The organism is Nocardioides ureilyticus, from assembly GCF_051280745.1.
GTDB lineage: Bacteria > Actinomycetota > Actinomycetes > Propionibacteriales > Nocardioidaceae > Nocardioides.
The window spans coordinates 25,817-44,416 of record NZ_JBNCOG010000023.1 but is presented as its reverse complement, the minus strand read 5'-3'; the positions used below and the strand labels follow the sequence as shown (position 1 = coordinate 44,416).

The window sequence follows — 18,600 nt, the reverse complement described above, 5'->3', positions numbered from 1 at the left end:
GCCGCGCAGCGCCCACCGGCTGGTTGAGGAAGGCGCGCAGCGCCCACCCGGCCGGGCCCCGAGCTCCTCAGCCAGCCGTTCGCGCGACCGCCACCTCGGGCTCGGCACCACCGAGCACGAGCTCCAACGACGTCGCCAGCGTCTCGCCGGTCACCAGCGCCCGGTGCGCCTGCGCGGCGTCGAGGACGTCCTGCGGGGCGGTGACCGTCAGCGTGATCCGGTCCGAGACGTCCAGGCCGGCGTCGCGGCGGGCCTGCTGCACCTGGCGGACCAGGTCGCGGGCGAGGCCCTCGGCGGCCAGCTCGGGGGTGACCACCGTGTCGAGGACGACGAAGCCGCCGCGGGGCAGCATCCCCACGGCCGTTCCCTCGTCGGTGGAGCCCGCGACCGTCTCGAGGGTGTACTCCCCCTCCTGCAGCGCCAGTCCACCCGCGGTCACGGTGCCGTCCTCGGCCACCGACCAGTCGCCGGACTTCGAGCCCTTGATCGCCGTCTGCACGTCCTTGCCCAGGCGCGGCCCGGCGGCGCGGGCGTTGACGGTGAGCTTCTGCTCCACGCCGTACGACGCCGCCTCCTCGGAGTCCGCCGCCACCAGCCGGACGTCCTTGACGTTGACCTCGTCGCGGACGATGCCCTCGAACCCGGCGAGCGCCGCCGGGTCGTCGACGACGACCGTCAGCCGTGCGAGCGGGAGCCGGTTGCGGAGGTTGCCGGCCTTGCGGAGGGCCGACGTGGCCGAGCAGACCTCGCGGACCTGGTCCATCGCGGCCACGAGCGCCAGGTCCTCGGGGCCGGCCGGCAGGGCCTCGACGTCGGGCCAGTCGGTCAGGTGCACCGACCGGCCGCCGGTCAGGCCGCGCCACACCTCCTCGGTGGTCAGCGGCATCAGCGGGGCCGTCGTCCGGCACACGACCTCGAGCACCGTGTAGAGGGTGTCGAAGGCCTCGGTCGAGTCACCCCAGAACCGGTCGCGCGAGCGTCGGATGTACCAGTTGGTCAGCACGTCGAGGAAGGACCGCGTCGCGTCGCAGGCGTCGGCCACGGCGTACTCGTCGAGCTGGCCGGTGACCGTCGCGACGTACTGGCGCAGCTTGGCCAGCAGGTACCGGTCCAGCGGGTCCTTGGAGCCGGTCGACCACTGGGCCTCGTGGCCCTGGCCGTCGTTCGCGGCGTTGGCGTAGAGCTGGAAGAAGTACCAGCTGTTCCACAGCGGGATCATCACCTGGCGCACCGCGTCGCGGATGCCCTGCTCGGTGACGACGAGGTTGCCGCCGCGCAGGATCGGGCTCGACATGAGGAACCAGCGCATGGCGTCGGCGCCGTCGCGGTCGAAGACCTCACGCACGTCGGGGTAGTTGCGCAGCGACTTGCTCATCTTGTTGCCGTCGCTGCCCAGCACGATGCCGTGGCTGATGCAGGACTGGAACGCCGGCTTGTCGAAGAGCGCCGTCGCCAGGATGTGCAGGGTGTAGAACCAGCCGCGGGTCTGCCCGATGTACTCGACGATGAAGTCGCCCGGGAAGTGGCCCTTCTTCTCGGCCGTCCCGTCGAACCACTCGGCGTTCTCGAACGGGTAGTGGTTCTGCGCGAAGCTCATCGAGCCGGAGTCGAACCACACGTCGAGCACGTCGGTCACGCGCCGCATCGTGCTGCGGCCCGTCGGGTCGTCGGGGTTCGGCCGCACCAGGTCGTCGATGTACGGGCGGTGCAGGTCCGGCTCACCGGCCTTGTTGCGCGGGAGCCTCCCGAAGTCGCGCTCGAGCTCCTCGAACGAGCCGTAGACGTCGATGCGCGGGTACGCCGGGTCGTCGCTCTTCCACACCGGCACCGGGGAGCCCCAGAACCGGTTGCGGGTGATCGACCAGTCGCGGGCGTTCTCCAGCCACTTGCCGAACTGGCCGTCCTTGATGTGCTCGGGCACCCAGCGGATCTGCTGGTTCAGCTCGAGCATCCGCTCCTTGATCGCCGTGACCTCGACGAACCACGACGAGACGCCCTTGTAGATCAGCGGCTCGCGGCAGCGCCAGCAGTGCGGGTAGGAGTGGTCGTAGGACTCGCGCCGCAGCAGGATCGTGCCCTCGGTGACCGAGCCGGCCTGCTCACCGCGCGTCGCCGCCTTGAGGTGCTCGATGATCTGGAGGTTGGCGTCGAAGACCTGGAGGCCCTCGTAGTCGGTCACCGGGTGGGTGAACCGGCCGTCCTTGCCGACCGGCATCACCGCCTCGATGCCCTCGCGGTCGGTGACCTCCTTGTCGACCTCACCGAACGCGCCGGCGGTGTGGACCAGGCCGACACCGTCGGTCGTGGTGACCGCGTCGTCGGCGGCGACGACGCGGAAGGCGTTGGCGTGGCCGGCGTAGTAGGAGAACGGCGGGTCGTAGGTCCGGCCGACGAGCTCGGCACCGGTGTAGCGGCCCAGCACGGTGGGCTCGTCGGCGTCGGGGTAGAGCTCACGCTGGTACGCCGCGAGCCGGGCCTCGGCGATGACGTACCGCGCCGTCCGGTCGGTCCCCGGGACGGGGGCCTCGACGACGACGTAGGCGATCTCGGAGCCGACCATGACGGCCAGGTGCGAGGGCAGGGTCCACGGGGTGGTCGTCCACACGAGCAGGTGCGCGCCGTCGAGGACCGGGTCCTCGCCGGTGGTGTGCAGCCGCAGGCCGACGGTCACGGCCGGGTCCTGCCGGTTCTGGTAGACGTCGTCGTCCATCCGGAGCTCGTGGTTGGACAGCGGGGTCTCGTCGTTCCAGCAGTAGGGCAGCACCCGGAAGCCCTCGTAGACCAGCCCCTTGTCGTGCAGCGACTTGAAGGCCCAGATGACCGACTCCATGTACTCGGGGTTCATGGTCCGGTAGTCGTGGTCGAAGTCGACCCAGCGCGCCTGGCGGGTGACGTAGTCGCGCCACTCGCCGGTGTACTTCATCACCGAGTCCCGGCAGGCCTCGTTGAACCGGTCGATGCCCATCTCGACGATCTCGTCGGTGGTCTTGATGCCGTTGAGCCGCATCGCCTCCAGCTCGGCGGGGAGCCCGTGGGTGTCCCAGCCGAACCGGCGCTCGACGCGCTTGCCGCGCATGGTCTGGTAGCGCGGGACGATGTCCTTGACGTAGCCGGTGAGCAGGTGGCCGTAGTGCGGCAGGCCGTTGGCGAAGGGCGGGCCGTCGTAGAAGACGAACTCGTTCGCCGCGTCCTCGCCCGGGTCGCGCTGCTCGATGCTGGCCTGGAAGGTCCCGTCGGCGTGCCAGTAGGCGAGCACCCGCTCCTCGATCTCGGGGAACCGGGGCGTGGAGGGCACCGTCGACGCGTCGGTGGAGGCCTTCGGGTACGTCATGGCGGGTCCTGTCGTGGTCGGGCTGTGCTTGACCACGAGGACGAGCCGGGGCCCGCGGTACCACCTCGCTTGCCGCGCTGCCCCAGGTTCCTGAGCAGCACGACCGCTTCGTTCGCGGCTGTGACGGGCCTACCCGTCCGGTTCTACTGAGCCCCGAGGGGCCGTTCTTCCGGAGGCTCGCCGCTGATGACGGCTCAGACGCCTGTGCGGCAAGGGTAGCGCTCGCTGTCGGACGTACATAACGGTCCCGGCGGGGGCCGGCTCAGGCGGCGGAGCAGCGTCGGCAAGTCCGTTGTGCACGTTCGGCGACGGCTGCATCGAGGGTGCGGCGGACCTCGCCAGGGTGGAACATGACGTCCTCCCACGAGAAGCGGAGCACCAGCCACCCGTGCACGACCAAGCCGTTGTATCGACGGCAGTCGCTGGCCAGCTGGTCGCGGCCGCCGTGCCACTCGAAGGAGTCCGCCTCGAGCCCGATCCGCAGCCGCCGGTCGGCGAGGTCCACCCGCCCCAGGAACTCCGGCTCCCAGATCTCCACCTGCGCCTCGACGTCGAGTCCCGGCACGTCGAGCGCGATCGCGCGGAGCACCGACTCGAACGGGTTGGCCGCTCGAGCATCGGCGAAGCCCGCGACCCGGCGGGCTCGAGCGGAGCCCGGTCCGCGGGCGCCATCGGTCACCGAGGTGAGGTTCGCGGAGCCGAAGCCGTCGCGGAGGGCCGAGTCGGCCACGGCGAGCGCCTCGTCGAAGGGCAGGGTGCGCAGGCAGTCGAGCAGCGTGCGCGCCGGCGACGTGAGAAGGCCCTCCCGGTCGGCCGGGAGCAGGTCTGCCCGGTGGATCGACAGGTCCGTGGCGGGATCGACGAGCTTGCGGTTGCGCGGCACCGTCACGTGCGGCTTGGTCGGCACCGCCTTCACCGCCCACCCGTGCAGCAGAGCAGCGCTGGAGTGGGAGACCGTGCCGCTGAGCGCGTGGGCCGCCTTCAGCGCGTCGTCGACCGCGGGCAGCGCCCAGCGGCCGCGGGCCAGGCGCAGCAGGTCACCGGAGGTGGTGGCCCGGTCGACGGCGCTGCGCGAGGTCGCCGCGACCAGCTCGCGACGGGTGGCCGTGCCACCCAGGCGCTCGAGGACCTCCCCCACCGACTCCACCACCCCGCCACCGTGGCGGAGCGCCGGCGTCCGCGCACCCGGCTCTCCACAGGCGGCCCGCCGGTGGCACGCGCACCCTGACGCTGGTCCTCGGAACCGGCGGGCGATGGCGTATGACGCCTTCCCTAGACTGCTGCCCCGTGACCGACGCTTCGCAGGACCTCGACCGCCCGACGACCGCCTGGGGCCACGGCCTCGCCACCGTGACCGACGGCGGCACGGTGCTGGACGTGTGGTTCCCTGCCCCGGCGCTCGGTGACCGCGACGGCGCCGAGGTGCCGGCGGAGCTGCGCGCGCTGGAGGGGCGCGACGAGGTCCGCGGGGTGACTCGCGAGGTGCGCACCGTCGAGATCGCCGACCTGCAGGCCGCGCCGACGTCCACCGAGGACGTGTGGCTCCGCTTGCACCTGTTGAGCAGCCGCCTCGCCGTGCCGCACACCATCTCGATGGACGGCGTCTTCGGGCTGCTCACGAACGTCGTGTGGACCTCGGCCGGGCCGTGCGCGGTCGAGGGCTTCGAGCTGGCCCGCACCCGTCTGCGGGCCGCCGGCCAGCACGTCACCGTCTTCGGCGTGGACAAGTTCCCCCGGCTCGTCGACTACGTCGTGCCCAGCGGCGTGCGGATCGCCGACGCGGACCGCGTCCGGCTCGGTGCGCACCTGGCCGAGGGCACCACCGTGATGCACGAGGGCTTCGTCAACTACAACGCAGGCACGCTCGGCGCCTCCATGGTCGAGGGCCGGATCTCGGCGGGCGTGCTCGTCGGGGACGGCTCCGACGTCGGCGGCGGCGCCTCGATCATGGGCACGCTCTCCGGTGGCGGCAAGCAGGTCATCTCGATCGGCCGGCGCTGCCTGCTCGGCGCCAACGCGGGCCTGGGCATCTCCCTCGGCGACGACTGCGTCGTGGAGGCCGGGTGCTACGTCACCGCCGGCACCAAGGTGACCGTCGACGTGGACGGCGAGCCGAAGGTCGTCAAGGCGCTCGAGCTCTCCGGCACCAGCAACGTGCTCTTCCGCCGCAACTCGGTCACCGGCGCGGTCGAGGCCGTGCCGTGGAGGAGCGAGGGCGTCGAGCTCAACGCCGCCCTGCACGCCAACTGAGCGGTCGCACGACGGACGTATTTCGTCCGGTCCGGAGACTGGCTGCATGAGGTGGGGGTCGGTCGTCGCGCTGCTCGGCGTGCTCGCGCTCGGGGCGACCGCGGTCCTGGGCTGGAACGTGCTGCGCGACGCCGCACCGTTCCTCGGTGACGACGGATGCGTGGCGGAGGTCGACGGACGCACCGTCGAGCTGGATGTCGAGCAGGCGGAGAACGCTGCCCTCATCACCGGCATCGCGGTCGGGCGCGGCATGCCCGCCCGCGCCGCGACGATCGCGCTCGCCACGGCGTACCAGGAGTCGGAGCTCTACAACATCGACTACGGCGACCGCGACTCCCTCGGCCTGTTCCAGCAGCGGCCCTCCCAGGGCTGGGGCACCGCCGAGCAGGTGCTCGACCCCGCCTACGCCGCCCGGAAGTTCTACGACGAGCTGGCCGAGGTCGAGGGCTACGAGTCGATGGAGGTGACCGAGGCGGCGCAGGCGGTGCAGCGCTCGGCCTTCCCCGGCGCCTACGCCGACCACGAGGCCGACGCCCGGGTGCTGGCCTCGGCGCTGACCGGGAACTCGCGAGCGGCGTTCACCTGCGAGCTCGACGGCGACGCCGACGAGGCGCCGGACCGGCTGACCGAGTCCGGGCTGGTACGCCGGGCGGAGGCGGTGCGCCGCGAGGTCGAGGCGGTCTTCGGCGAGCAGTCGCTGGGCGGCTTCGCGCCGGGCGGCGTCCGTGAGGGGCACATGGAGGGATCCACCCACTACGAGGGCCGGGCGGTCGATGTCTTCTTCCGGCCGATCAGCCCGGCCAACAAGACGCGCGGCTGGGCGGTGGCGCACTACCTGGTCGCGATGGCCGACCGCCTGGACGTCCAGACCGTCATCTTCGACGACCGGATCTGGCAGAACGGCTGGCGCTCCGGCGAGGGCTGGCGCGACTACGACCCGCCCTCCCGCTCGGGTGACCGGAAGATCCTCGAGCACCGCGACCACGTCCACGTCGACGTCTTCGACTGACCCTTCCACTGACAGCGCCACCGCCCGCGACGTGCGGACGGTGGCGCTGTGCCATCTGGTGGAGCCGGCGTCGGTCAGGCGGCCGCCCTGAGCGGCAGGTCGCAGAGCGGCAGCGGGATGGGGAGCGCGTCGCAGAGCGGCGCGAGCGGGTTCCCGCTACTCCCTCCGCCGGGCGGGATCGGCAGCATGCCGAGCGCGTCGCAGATCTGCTGCGGCAGCCCGGCGTCGCACAGCGCCTGGATCGGGCTCTCGCCTCCACCGCCCTCACCGGGGGCCGGGATCGGCAGCATGCCGAGAGCGTCGCAGAGCGGCTGCGGGAGCCCGGCGTCGCACAGCGCCTGGAACGGGTTGTCAGCACCGCCGCCACCCTCGCCCGGGGCCGGGATCGGCAGCATGCCCAAGGCGTCACAGACCTGCTGCGGAAGCCCCGCGTCACACAACGCCTGGAACGGGTTGGCGGGGGCCGGGGGCTGCGTCGGTCCGGCAGGCGTGCCGCCGCCGCGGCACTCGCGCAGCTCCTGCTGAGCACGTGCCCGGCGCTGCTTGGCCCGCTTCAGCTGCCTGGCGCGCTGCTGCTTCTTGGCCTTGGCCTGCCTGACCTGCTGCTGGTCGCCGGACGCCTCCGCCCTGCGGAGACGCTGCGCCGCGGCCTTGCGCTGCGCCTTCTTCTGGTTGACCTTCTTGGTGGCCCTGGCGAGCTCCGACCTCTCGGCGGAGCAATCGGCGGCGGCTGCCGTTGCGGCGGTCGTGGAGACGGTCCTGCTCGTGGCACCGGCGCCGCTGGTGAACCCCAGCACGAGGGCGGCGGCCACGACGGCCACCGCCACCGGCCGGAGGAGGGTTCGGATCATCGCTTCTCCTGGAAAGTGGGGGCCGCGCGGTCATCGCGCGACGGTGGAAGGTGTCGGTCGGCCGTCGGGCCGCCGACGAGGGGTGGTCCAGGCACGACGGCGTGGCTCGTCATGCCGGTTCCGGGGCGCCCATCGCGTCCCTCCTCGTCGCGGTGCTGCCCGAATGGCCGCTGCCAAGGTAAACCACTGTGGCCTGGAACACACCCCAGAACGGTAAAGAGCCTGCCGCCGGCTGGAGCGACACCCCGAGCGGCGCCGTTTTGACGCTGGTTCTGCGAAGAACTGCCGCCCGGCGGCCGATGGTCCCTCCGTGGGGTCCTCCGACGGCCACCCACACACCTGACCATGACCTGCCCGAGGTGACCCGACGATGTGCGACCACTCGCCCGCTTGCCCCCAGACCACGGACGCGAACTGCTGCTCGGCCCACGTGACGGCCGACCACAGCGAGCAGGGCTGGTGCCGTCTCTGCAACGGCATCGTCCTCTTCGACGACGGCCACTACCTCACCCCTGACGGGCGCGCCCACCTGCTCGCCGGCTGAGCGCACCCGGCAGCCGGGACGGCCGGTCAGGCCCGCCCGTGAGGGCGAGGAGGCACGCAGCCGGTCAGGCCCGCCGGTGCCGCACGACCAGTGCCACGCCGAGGAGCGTGAGCAGGAGCCCGGCGAAGGTCAGCCACAGGGAGGGCCCGCCGGTGTCGGGCAGGACGCCGAGCACGCCGTCGTCCTGGCCGTCGTCCTGGGCGCCGCCCGGCAACGCTCCGGACCCGTCCGGCCCGTCGCCGGGCCCGTCGGAGTCGGACCCGGAGTCAGAGTCCCCGTCGGCCGTCGGAACGGTGACGGTGACGGTGTCGGCACGGTCGCCGGCCGCTGCACCGCCGCTCGTGGCACCGCCCCCGACGACGGTCGCGGTGTTCGCGATCGACGTGCCCGGCGCGGCGACGACCCGGCTGACCAGCCGGACCACCGAGGTCTCCCCCGGTCCGATCTGCCCGGCATGGACGCAGGCCGCACGGCCGCTGGACGTGGTGCACGACCATCCGTCGCCACGGACCGACTCCAGGCGCAGGCCGTCCGGCAGCTCGTCGCGGAGCCGGACCGGCGCGACGGTGGCGTTCGCGCCGGCGTTCGTGACGGCGAGGCGGTAGACGATGCGGCCGGCCGTGGCCGAGACGACGGACTTCTCGAGCGCCAGCCGCACGTCCGGCACCACGTCACCGCTGTCGGTGTCGGTGCCGTTGTCCACACCGCCGCCGACCTCCTCGGACGGACTGGTGACCACCGCGGTGTTCACGACCTGCGGGTACGCCGCAGGCAGCACGTCCACGACGATCCGCACCGTCGAGGACTCCCCGACGTCGAGGCCGTCCGCCAGGGCACACCCGACGGCCGCGGCCTGCAGGGAGCACGCCCAGCCCTCACCGGTGGACGACACGTGCGCGAGGCCCGCCGGGAGCGTGTCGGTGACCGTGACCGGCCCGGGCGCGGCGGTCGGGCCGCGGTTGGTCACCACGATCTCGTAGACGCCCTGCTTCCCGACCGCGAGCCGACCCCGGTGGGACTTGTCCACGACGAGGTCCACGAGGGCGGGCACGTCGACCCGGTCGCTGTCCTCGTTGTCGGCCAGGTCGACCTCGGGCGTCCCCGTACGGACGTCCGCGGTGTTGAGCACCGACGGGTAGGCCATCGGCGTGACGCCGGCGACCACGGTGATGACCGGCGCCGCCGCGCCCGGGGCCAGCGCGGCGCCGAGCGTGCAGCTGATCCGGTCACCTGCGACCTGGCAGGTCCACCCCGGGCCGGTGGCCGACACCAGGTCGAGTCCCTCCGGCAACCGGTCGGTGACGACGACCTGGCGGGCCTCCGAGGGACCGGCGTTGGCCACCCGGAGCTGGAACTCGAGCGTCGCGCCGACCCGGGCGGTGCCGACGTGCGACTTCACGATCGAGACGTCCGCGAGCTGCTGGACGGCCACGTCGGCGGTGTCCTGGTCGTTCGCGGGCACGGGGTCAAGGCTGGGGCTCGAGACGCCGGCCGAGTTGACGACCGTGCCGGTGGCCGCGGCCGCGGACACCACGACCTGCAGGGTCAACGGCGGGGCGTCGGCCCCGGCGGTCAGCCCCGTCGCGACGACGCAGGAGACCTGCCGACCGGCCGTGGGCGCGCAGGTCCACGGAGCGTTGGCCGAGAGGTAGCTCAGGCCGGCCGGCAGCGTGTCGACCACCGTGATCGGACCACCGGCGTCGGACGGCCCGAGGTTGCGGACCGCGATGCCGTACGTCGTGGTCGACCCGGCCACGGCGCTGCCCGTGGGGTGCGACTTGACCAGCGCGAGGTCGGCCGCGACCGAGACCCCCACCGATGCGTCATCGGTGTTGCCGGCCGGGGTGTCGCCCGGGGTGGTCGTGGCGACCGTGACCCGGTTGGTGAGCGTGGACCCGGACGCGGTGCCCGAGGCGACCCGGGCGACCACGGTGAGGGCGGGCGCGGAGCCGCCTGCGGCGACCCGGTCCCGCGAGCAGGTGCCGGCGGCACAGGTCCAGCCGTCACCCGCCACGGAGACCAGGCTCATGCCGGCGGGGAGCACGTCGGTGACCGTGACGGAGCGCGCGTCGGACGGCCCACTGTTGCTGACGACGACCGAGAAGCTCGTGGTCGTCCCCGCGACCACCGGGTCCGGGCCGAGGGCGGTCTTCGTCACCGAGACCTCCGTGTCCTCGGTGACCACGGTCGAGGCGTCGTCGGAGTCGTTGGCCGGCACCGGGTCGGTGGCCGGCCCGTCGACGCTGGCGACGTTGGTGAGCGTGGTCGCCCCGACGCCCGAGCCGACCGCCGCCACGAGCGTGATCACGTCGGCGGCGTCGCCCGACGCCAGCGGTGCGCCACGCTCGCAGGTCACGACCTGGCCGGTCGCGCCACACGTCCAGCCGGTCCCGGCGGCGCTGACGAACGTCAGCCCGGTCGGCAGCGTGTCGGAGACGACGATGGCGGCGGGCGAGGTCGCCGGCCCGTGGTTGGTCACGGCGAGCTCGTAGGTCACCCGTTCACCGGCGACCACCGGGGTCGTCACCAACGTCTTGACGATGCCGAGGTCGGCCTCGACGTCGATGCCGGTGTCGTCCTTGTCGGTGTTGTTCGGCGCGTGGGGGTCGGCGGTCGGGCCGTCGACCGTCGCGGTGTTGACGACGTCGGTGGCGAGCGTCTCCGCGATGTCGACGGTGAGCGTGAAGGAGCTGGTGCCGCCGTTCGCCAAGCCTCCGGCCAGCGAGCAGGTGACGTCCTGCCCGGTGGCCGAGCAGGTCCACCCGTCGGTCGACGCGGCCGAGTCGTAGGTCAGCTCGTCCGGCAGCGTGTCGGTCACCGTGATCGGCCCGGCGGCGTCCGACGGGCCGTTGTTGACGACCTCGAAGGAGTACTCACCCTGGGTCCCGGCGCGGAACGCTCCGACGCTGGACTTGGTGACCCCGAGGTCCGCGCTGGGCACCGGCGCGGCGCTGGCCGGGTCGGAGTCGGGCGCCTCCGGGCCCGTCGTCGGGTCGGTGGGCTCCGTCACGGACCCGGTGTTCGTGACCGCGGCCGTCAGGTCGCTGGCCACGTCGACGCGCACGGTGATGACCGGCATCGCGCCCAGCGGCACCGGGGTGGCGCCGGACCAGGTGAAGGCCAGGTCCTGCCCGGTCCGGTCGAGGGTCCAGCCCGCGCCCGTGTGCGACGCGTAGGTCAGCCCCGTGGGCAGGGTGTCGGTCACGACGACGGCGCCGCGGGCCTGCGACGGCCCGTCGTTGCGGACGGCGAGGGTGTACGTCGCCTGGCCGCCCGGCACGAGCTCGCCGACCAGGTCCTTGGCGATGCCCATGTCCGACCGGACCGTGACCGTGGAGGTCGCGTCGTCCTCGTTGTCGCTGGGGTCGTCCTCGTGGGTGGCGGCCTCGACGCGCGCGGAGTTCACCAGGTCGACGGCGGCCGCGATGTCGGCTGGGACCGTCGCGGTCACGGTGATCGGCGGGAACGTCGCGCCGGCCGCGAGGGTGTCGGTCGCGTCGGTGCGCTCGCAGGTGACCGTGCCGGCCGCCGGCGAGCAGGACCACCCGGCACCGGTCGCGGTGGCGCCGGTGACCTGCGTGGGCAGCGTGTCGGTGACCTCGAACGGTCCCACCGCGGTGTCCGGCCCGTCGTTGCCGACGGTGAGCGTCCACGAGTGGTCGGTGCCGGCGACGGGCGTCCCGACGGCGGCCTTGTCGAGCGTCAGGTCCGCCCGGTCGATCCGGGTCGTCGCGTCGTCGGCGTCGTCGGTCACGACCGACCCGCCCTCCTCGAGGTCACGGGCGGTGGCGCTGGCCCCGTTGACGTGCGGGACCGCGCTGCCGATGGTGCCGGGCACCACGCCTGCGCCGGGTGTCGCGGTGAACGCGATCGTCAGCGACTCGCCCTGGGCGAGGTCGCCGAGGTCGGCCCAGCCGAGGGTGCGCGTCGCGCCGTCGACCGTGGGCTCGACCGCGGTGGCGGGCGCCCCGGCGACCGACACCCGGGCGGTGCCGGCGTCGTAGGTCCAGTGCTCGGGGAGCACGTCCTCGGCGTCGACGTCGTAGGCCGTCGCCGGCCCGGTGTTGGTGACGGCGATCTCCCAGCGCGTGGGCTCACCGACGTACGACACGGGGTCGGCGGTCGTCTTGACGACCTCGATGTCCGGCAGGCCGGCCGTGACGCTGGCCGTGTCGCTCGGGCCGTCGTAGGTGCGACCTCCGCCGTCGAGCGAGGTGTACGCCGTGACGTCGGCGGTGTTGACCTGCGGTGCGGTCGGCGCCGGCGTGGCGAGCCGCGCGGTGTAGGTCAGCCGGACCGAGGCGCCGGGCGCGATCGGGCCGAGGTCGGACCAGGTGATCGTGGCCGGGTCGCCCGTGCCGACGACCCCGCCGGCGCTCGGGCTGCCGACGGCCTGGACGCCCTCGGGCAGCGTGTCGACGACGTCGACGTCGTGGGCGGTCGAGGCGATCGCGCCGGACGCGTTGGTCACCTCGACGGTGTAGGTGAAGGTCTCGCCGGGCACGGGCCTGCCCTCGCTGACCGACTTGGCGATGCTCAGCGACGGCTCGACCACCGTGACCGTGGCGGCGCCCGGGGAGGTGCTCTGCCCGAAGCTCGCGTCGACCGCGGGCGTGCCGGCGCCGTCCACCGTGTTCCACCGGAGCCGGGCCGTGTTCGTCAGGGGGGTGCCGGCCGTGCTGGTCGGAACGTCCTCGACGTCGGCGGTGTAGGTGATCGTCACCAGCCGTTCGCGGGAGTCGGCCACCACGTCACCGAGGAACCAGCCGTGCAGCCGGCCGACGGGGGCGAGGTCCGTGACCGAGCCGGGCGAGGCGCAGGCGTCCGCGGAGCCGACGTAGGTGCACGTGAAGCCGGTCCGGTCGACGGAAGCGAGGTCGATGCCGACCGGCAGCTCGTCGACCAGGGTCGCGTCGTAGAAGTTGACGTCGGCGGGGAGCACGACGTCCACGTCGTACGTCGCCTCGGCGCCGACGGGGGCGCGGTCCGGGGTCACCGACTTGGTCAGCGTGCTGCCGGGCACGGTGACGGTCGCGTCGGCGCCGTCGTCGTACTCGGCCTCGTCGGCGTCCACACCGTCCATCGACGTGCCGGCCAGCGTGGCGGTGTTGGTGTAGGACGCGCCTCCCGCGGCCCGCGGGCTCACCGTGGCGTCGTAGGCGATGCTGGGCCACGGCTCGTCGTCGGTCAGGTCGCCGACCGCCCAGTCCAGCTGCGTCTGCCCGGCGGCGCAGGACGTGGCCGGCGTCGTGATCGTCACCCCGGCCGGCAGGGAGCCGGGCACCACGGTGAGCTCACCAGGGACGCAGTCGACCACCGCGGCGTCGAAGAGGGTCGGCCGCGTGGCGGGGTTGCTGGCGGTCAGCGTGTAGGTGACCGTCTGCCCGGCGACCGGGTTCTCGTCGCTGACCGTCTTGGTCAGCGTGGGGTTCGGGTGCACCGCGGTGACCGAGGAGGTCGCCCGGCGGTCGGTGGGGGTGGTGCCGGCCTCGCTGCTGCTGCTCGCGTGCGCGATGTTGGTGAGCAGGGCGCCGTGCGCGGGGTCGGTCGACGTGCCGATGGCGGTGGCCTCGATCGTCATCCGCACCAGGTCGGAGGTGGCGTCGACGACGTGGATGCCCCCGGTCTCCACGCGCGCCGACGACGAGCTCGCCGTCCAGCCGGCGGGCGCGGTGCCCGCCCACGTCGCGCCGTTGTCGAGGCTGAACTCGTAGGACACCGAGTCGAAGCGCACGCCGCTCGGCGCAGCGTCGCGGACCACTCCGTCGTAGACGGTGGTGTTCGCCGGGAGGGTGGCCGTGACGGTGTAGGTGATGCCCTCGCCGACCGCGACGTAGTTCCGCCCAGCGGGGTCGGCGCCCTGGTCGGCGTCGTCGACCGCGGTCACGTTGCTCTTGGCGACCTGCACCTGGGGCGTCCGCAGGGTGAGGTCGTCGTGGGCGCGCGGGGCGTCCACCTGGCCGCTGGTCACCGTGGTGTCGACGTTCTGGGCCGGGTAGTGGGTCATCAGCGTGCCGAGGTTGTTCTCGGAGGCGTACGACGCGACGTCGACGTCGTTGCGGTACGGCTGGTCCGCGGCCACGGTCGACGGGAAGCGCACCCGGTAGCTGAACGTGACGGTGGCGCCCGGCGCGATGCGCTCGGTGTCGGGCAGGTCCCACCGGATGGCGGAGCGGCTGCCGTTGCCGGCGAAGGTGGGGTGGCTCGCGTCGCCCGGGTCTGTGCAGACCCCGCCGCCGGTGACCGAGCCGCCGACCACGTCGGCGCACTCGACGCCGACGGGCAGCCGGTCCCAGGTGTCGGGCCCGACGACGTCGCGGTCGCCGGCGTTCCGCAGGGTGACCGTGTAGGTCACGACGTCGCCGGCGCGCACCACGTTGTCGCTGTCGTCATCGGTCTTGTCGACCACGACCGGCGGCGGGGGCGCGATGGTGAAGTCCTCGCGGTCGCGCAGGAAGCTCACCGTGCCGTCGGTGTTGGTCCACCGCAGCTTGGCGAGGTTGCCGGTGACGTCGGGGGCGGTGGCGACCGCGGAGGTCTTGATGGTCGCGGAGAGGCGGTACCGGAACCGGCCGCCCGGCTGGACGAAGCGGTTGTCGCCGTCGACCGTGCCGAGCTCGAACCGGAGGCCGGTGCCGTCGGCGACGGCCGCCACGTCATTGGCGGGCAGTGCCTCCACGGTCTCGAGGGCCAGGCCGTCGGGCAGGAAGTCGGTGAGGATCGCGTTCTTCGTCTCACTGCCGCCGGGGAAGTCGATCGACAGCAGGAAGCAGACGCGCGAGCCCTCGGCGAAGGTGGTCTGGCCGTCCGTCAGCGTCGAGGCGTTCGCGTACGAGGCAGGGTCGGTCGCGCACTCGTACGGCGTGGTGGTGTTGGCCTGGATCCGCTTGTCGAGGACGACCGTGTCGCTCTCGATCCAAGCCTCCGAGGCGTCGCGGACGGTCGCGGTGCTCACGCCGCCGGGCGCGTCGACAGCGGCCAGGGTCGTGGTCGTGGCGGTCAGGCCGACCGTGTTGAGATAGGCGTCCCCGGTGACGGTCGGGACGGTGTCGGCGAGGTCTGCCCGGTAGTTCTCGCGCATCCGGGCCCGGTAGGTGACGGCCAGGTCACCGCTGGCCGCGAGCGCGACGGGGTCGAAGCGCACGGTGAAGCTGCCGTCGCCGTTCTCGACGACCGACGCGAACGCCAGGCTCGGCGCCGTGCCCGCGGAGCCCGCGCACTCGGCCGGCGTGCCGTCCGCGTAGTTGGTGCCCGCTGCACCGAGCGGGCAGAGCCCGTTGGGGATGACGTCGGTGATGACGACGTCGCTGGCGTCGGCGTACTCACCGGCCTGGAGCTCGAGGGTGTACGTCGCGATCTCGCCCTGGTCGAAGGTGCCCGGGGAGACCGACTTCTGGATGGCGACGTCCTCGGCGGTGACCGTCAGCTCGTCGGTGTCGCTCACCCGCGTCGACGTGCCCGCTGCCACCGGGCCGGTGTAGTCCGCGCTCACCCGGGCGCGGTTGGTCAGCCCCTGCTCGGTGGTGGTCTCGCGGGTGGGGGCGCCGGTGTTGTTGTCGAGGTTCGCGGCCTGCTCGAGGGACGCCGGGGTCGGCTCGGTGCCGGGGAAGGCGTCGGCGTTGGCGCGCTGCGGGATCCCGGCGGCGTAGGTGACCTCCACGACGTCACCGGGTGCCAGGTTCCCCAGGTTCCACTCCACGCGGGTGTAGACCCCGGCGGGGACGCCGGCCGGGTCCGTCACGGTGTCCACGGAGACGGGCGCCCGGCAGGCCGCAATGTCGGGCGTGGAGACGTCGAGCCGGGGCGCACCGTCGTACTCGACGCTGCTGCTGTGGTCGACGGTGCCGCAGCCCAGGAACTCCAGCTGCGCCGGCAGGTGGTCGACGAGCACCACGTCGTCGTCCGCGTGCGCGCTGTTGTTGGTGACCCGCAGGGTGTAGGTGGTGGCGTGTCGGTGGATGCCCCGGAGCAGCTCGTGCTCCGGGCTCGGCTCGAGCTTCTCGACCTCGATCGCGGAGACGGTGGTCGCGGCAGCGGCCGACGAGCCCTGGACCGAGGCATCCTTCTGGTAGGTGCCGTCCGGGTTGAAGTCCGGCACGGTCCGGGCCTCGGCGTTGGCGTACGCCGACGCCTCGTTGGCGAAGGTGGAGCCCACCGGGAGGACGGCCGGATCGGTCGTCACCTCGAAGGTCAGCTCCTGGACCGCGTTGAGCGGCAGGTCGCTGACGTTCTCCCAGATCACGGTCTGGCGACCACCGCCGGTCACGGTCCGCGGCTCACCGAGGGAAGCCGGGCGCGTGGAGCCAGGGACGTAGGTCACGCCGGCGGGCAGCTGGTCGCGGAAGGAGAGGTTGTAGAGCGGCACGTCGCCGTTGTTGCGCGCCTCGATCCGGACCTCGCCGCCGCCGCCGACGAGCACGTCGTCATCGGCCGTCTTCGTCACGACCATGCTCTCCGCGGCGTACGCCGGCGCGACCGGCACGACGACCAGGACGGCGAGGCCGATCAGGAGGGCGAGGAGGGCCTGCAACCGGCCGCGAGGCCTCGTGCGCGCTCGGGGGAACGTGGGTGTCAAGCGTCGGCCGCTCCCCCACGGACCGGGGTGGACGTCCCGACGATCTGCTGCGCGCACTGCTTCCTCTTCCTGGTCCTGCCCGGCGTCGTTCGCCGGTCCTGGGATGCGGGCCCGCCGGGTCGGCGTGCTCGACATGTCGCTCTGCCCCTGCGCCGGGCGGTGGTTGACCGGCGGCGCAGGGGCAGCCCCCAAGGAGGGGACGCACGGGGTGGACCACCCCTTACGCCTCATCTCCGACTTTCTGAGACGGACGTTGAACGACACTCTCATTCTTGGCGGAACGTCGCGGATCTGAGGCATCCTGGTGCCGTGGACGACCAGACCAGCGCCGGCGATGCGCTCGGGCCGGAGGCAGCGGCGAGCGACGCCGAGCTCCTGTCGAGCGCCCGGGCCGGTGCTCCCTCGGCGATCGCGGAGCTCTACGACCGGCACCGGGCCGCAGCCTGGCGCTTCGCCCGGACGATGACCGACGAGACGACCGCCGAGGACGTCGTGGCGGAGGCGTTCACGAAGGTGTTCGCCGCCCTCCGGAAGGGGCGCGGGCCGGCCGGCGCCCTGCGGCCCTACCTCTTCAGCGCCATCCGCAACGCCTATGTCGACCGGGTCCGCGGCGAGCGCCGGATCGTCTGGGTCGACGACCACGACCAGCTCGACCGGCCGCACGCAGGGACGACGCCGGAGGAGATGATCGAGTCACAGCTCCTCGCCACGGCGTACCGGTCACTGCCCGAGCGCTGGCAGACCGTGCTGTGGCACACCGCGGTCGAGGGCGAGGACCACGCGACGGTCGGGCGACTGCTCGGCATCTCGCCGAACGCCGTGGCCGCGACCGCCTTCCGCGCTCGCGAGGGGCTCCGCCGCGGCTACCTGGCGGCCCACCTCGGCGCCGCCAGGGACCCGGAGTGCCGGGCGACCCGCGAACAGCTGCCGGCGCTCATCCGCGGGAAGCTGGGGCGTCGTCAGCGGCAGGCCGCCGAGCGCCACCTCGAGACGTGCGAGGCGTGTGCGCGCGGGCACCGCGAGGTGCTCGCCCTCAACGAGCGCCTCGGCGCGGTGCTGGCCCCGGCGCTCCTCGGTGCGGGTGTCCTCGACGCGTACGTCGAGTCGGGGGTTGTTCCCGCCGAGTCGGGAGTTGTTCCCGCCGAGTCGGGCAGTCCTGAGGAGGGTGGCGCCACCCGCCTCCTGCGCTCTCGGGCCGGCCGCGCCGCCACGGTCGGCATCGCAGCGGCGGTGGCCGCGCTGGTCACGGTCGGCTCGTTGGCCGCAGCGCGGTCGGGTCTGTTCGACACCGACGTCCGCGACGACCAGCAGGTGCTGGTGGCGCCCACGGAGGTGGCGGAGGTCGAGCCGTCGGCCCCGCCATCCGGCGAGCCCTCGACCGAGCCGTCCCCTCAGCCGTCGGCACGCCCTGCGCAGCCTCGTCCGTCGACACCGGCCGACGCCCCGTCGGCCCCGCTGCCGGCGCCGCTCCCGGTCCCGTCCGCCGTACCGGCCGTCGATCCGCCGACCGTCCCTCCACCGGCCGTGGCGCCGCCGTCCGACCAGCCCGAGCCTCCGGCGCAGCCGCCCGTGGATGCTGCACCGCCGAAGAACCCGCCGAAGAACCCGCCGAAGAGCCCGCCCGCGCCCCCGGCCGAGCCGCCGCTGCCGCCCGGCTGGACCGACGACGACCTGGTCGTCTACGGCCACTACAGCGACTTCGGCGCTCACCGCCACCTGCAGCTCCACGTCCGCTCCGGCGTGCCAGGTGCGGTGCTCGTGGTGCGGGTGCCCGGCCTCCGCTCCTTCTCGGTGCACGACGAGAGCCGGTACCTGGCCGTCGGCTGCGCGGGCGGCGCGGCTCCCGACGAGATCGTGTGCCGGGTGGGTGCGGCGACCGGCGAGCTCGGCATCGACGTCGTCGTGGACGGTCCGGTGGTGGCGGAGGCGACGATCGGTGCCGAGCGGAACCGGGACCCGCACCCGGCCGACAACCGGGTCGCGCTCGGCGGCTGAGCCATTCCCATCGGGTGGGGGTGTCGCCGGCCTCGCGAAGGCTCC

Annotated in this window: 8 protein-coding genes; 4 read left to right on the top strand and 4 right to left on the bottom strand. The window is 73.3% G+C overall.

Annotated elements, in window-relative coordinates:
• Positions 1-67: 67 nt before the first annotated feature.
• Both ileS and ACSMHG_RS13600 read right to left on the bottom strand, forming a co-directional pair.
• Positions 68-3,331: an isoleucine--tRNA ligase gene (gene ileS / locus ACSMHG_RS13605; RefSeq protein ID WP_435745947.1), complete on the bottom strand. Its 3,264-nt coding sequence runs from the start codon at positions 3,329-3,331 to the stop codon at positions 68-70.
• 262 nt (positions 3,332-3,593) lie between these two features.
• Positions 3,594-4,481 carry a DUF559 domain-containing protein gene (locus tag ACSMHG_RS13600; protein ID WP_435745944.1) on the bottom strand — a complete coding sequence of 296 codons (888 nt, stop codon included), beginning with the start codon at positions 4,479-4,481 and terminating at the stop codon, positions 3,594-3,596.
• 137 nt (positions 4,482-4,618) lie between these two features.
• On the opposite strand from ACSMHG_RS13600, the gene dapD reads away from it, so the two are divergent.
• Together dapD and ACSMHG_RS13590 are read left to right on the top strand one after the other, a co-directional pair.
• A complete protein-coding gene (dapD, locus tag ACSMHG_RS13595; protein ID WP_435745942.1) occupies positions 4,619-5,581 on the top strand; it encodes a 2,3,4,5-tetrahydropyridine-2,6-dicarboxylate N-succinyltransferase in 963 nt (320 codons plus the stop codon).
• Positions 5,582-5,627: 46 nt separating this feature from the next.
• Positions 5,628-6,590, top strand: a complete 963-nt coding sequence (locus ACSMHG_RS13590; RefSeq protein ID WP_435745941.1) for a VldE C-terminal domain-containing protein — start codon at positions 5,628-5,630, stop codon at positions 6,588-6,590.
• A gap of 74 nt (positions 6,591-6,664) precedes the next feature.
• On the opposite strand, the gene ACSMHG_RS13585 is transcribed toward ACSMHG_RS13590, so the two are convergent.
• Positions 6,665-7,441, bottom strand: coding sequence for a hypothetical protein (locus ACSMHG_RS13585; RefSeq protein WP_435745939.1), 777 nt, complete (start codon positions 7,439-7,441; stop codon positions 6,665-6,667).
• A 370-nt stretch (positions 7,442-7,811) separates the two neighbouring features.
• On the opposite strand from ACSMHG_RS13585, the gene ACSMHG_RS13580 reads away from it, so the two are divergent.
• A complete protein-coding gene (locus tag ACSMHG_RS13580; RefSeq protein WP_435745936.1) occupies positions 7,812-7,985 on the top strand; it encodes a DUF5999 family protein in 174 nt (57 codons plus the stop codon).
• 64 nt (positions 7,986-8,049) lie between these two features.
• Here ACSMHG_RS13580 and ACSMHG_RS13575 read toward each other — a convergent pair whose 3' ends face one another.
• Complete coding sequence (locus tag ACSMHG_RS13575) at positions 8,050-16,515, bottom strand: LPXTG cell wall anchor domain-containing protein (RefSeq protein WP_435745934.1); 8,466 nt, start codon at positions 16,513-16,515, stop codon at positions 8,050-8,052.
• 354 nt (positions 16,516-16,869) lie between these two features.
• Between ACSMHG_RS13575 and ACSMHG_RS13570 the strand changes: the two genes are divergently transcribed.
• A complete protein-coding gene (locus ACSMHG_RS13570; RefSeq protein WP_435745932.1) occupies positions 16,870-18,555 on the top strand; it encodes a sigma-70 family RNA polymerase sigma factor in 1,686 nt (561 codons plus the stop codon).
• The last annotated feature ends 45 nt before the right edge of the window (positions 18,556-18,600 follow it).

Coding starts and splice junctions, on each gene's coding strand:
- ileS (WP_435745947.1), bottom strand. CDS start 3,331: ATGACGTACCCGAAGGCCTCCACCGACGCGTCGACGGTGCCCTCCACG.
- ACSMHG_RS13590 (WP_435745941.1), top strand. CDS start 5,628: ATGAGGTGGGGGTCGGTCGTCGCGCTGCTCGGCGTGCTCGCGCTCGGG.
- ACSMHG_RS13585 (WP_435745939.1), bottom strand. CDS start 7,441: ATGATCCGAACCCTCCTCCGGCCGGTGGCGGTGGCCGTCGTGGCCGCC.
- ACSMHG_RS13580 (WP_435745936.1), top strand. CDS start 7,812: ATGTGCGACCACTCGCCCGCTTGCCCCCAGACCACGGACGCGAACTGC.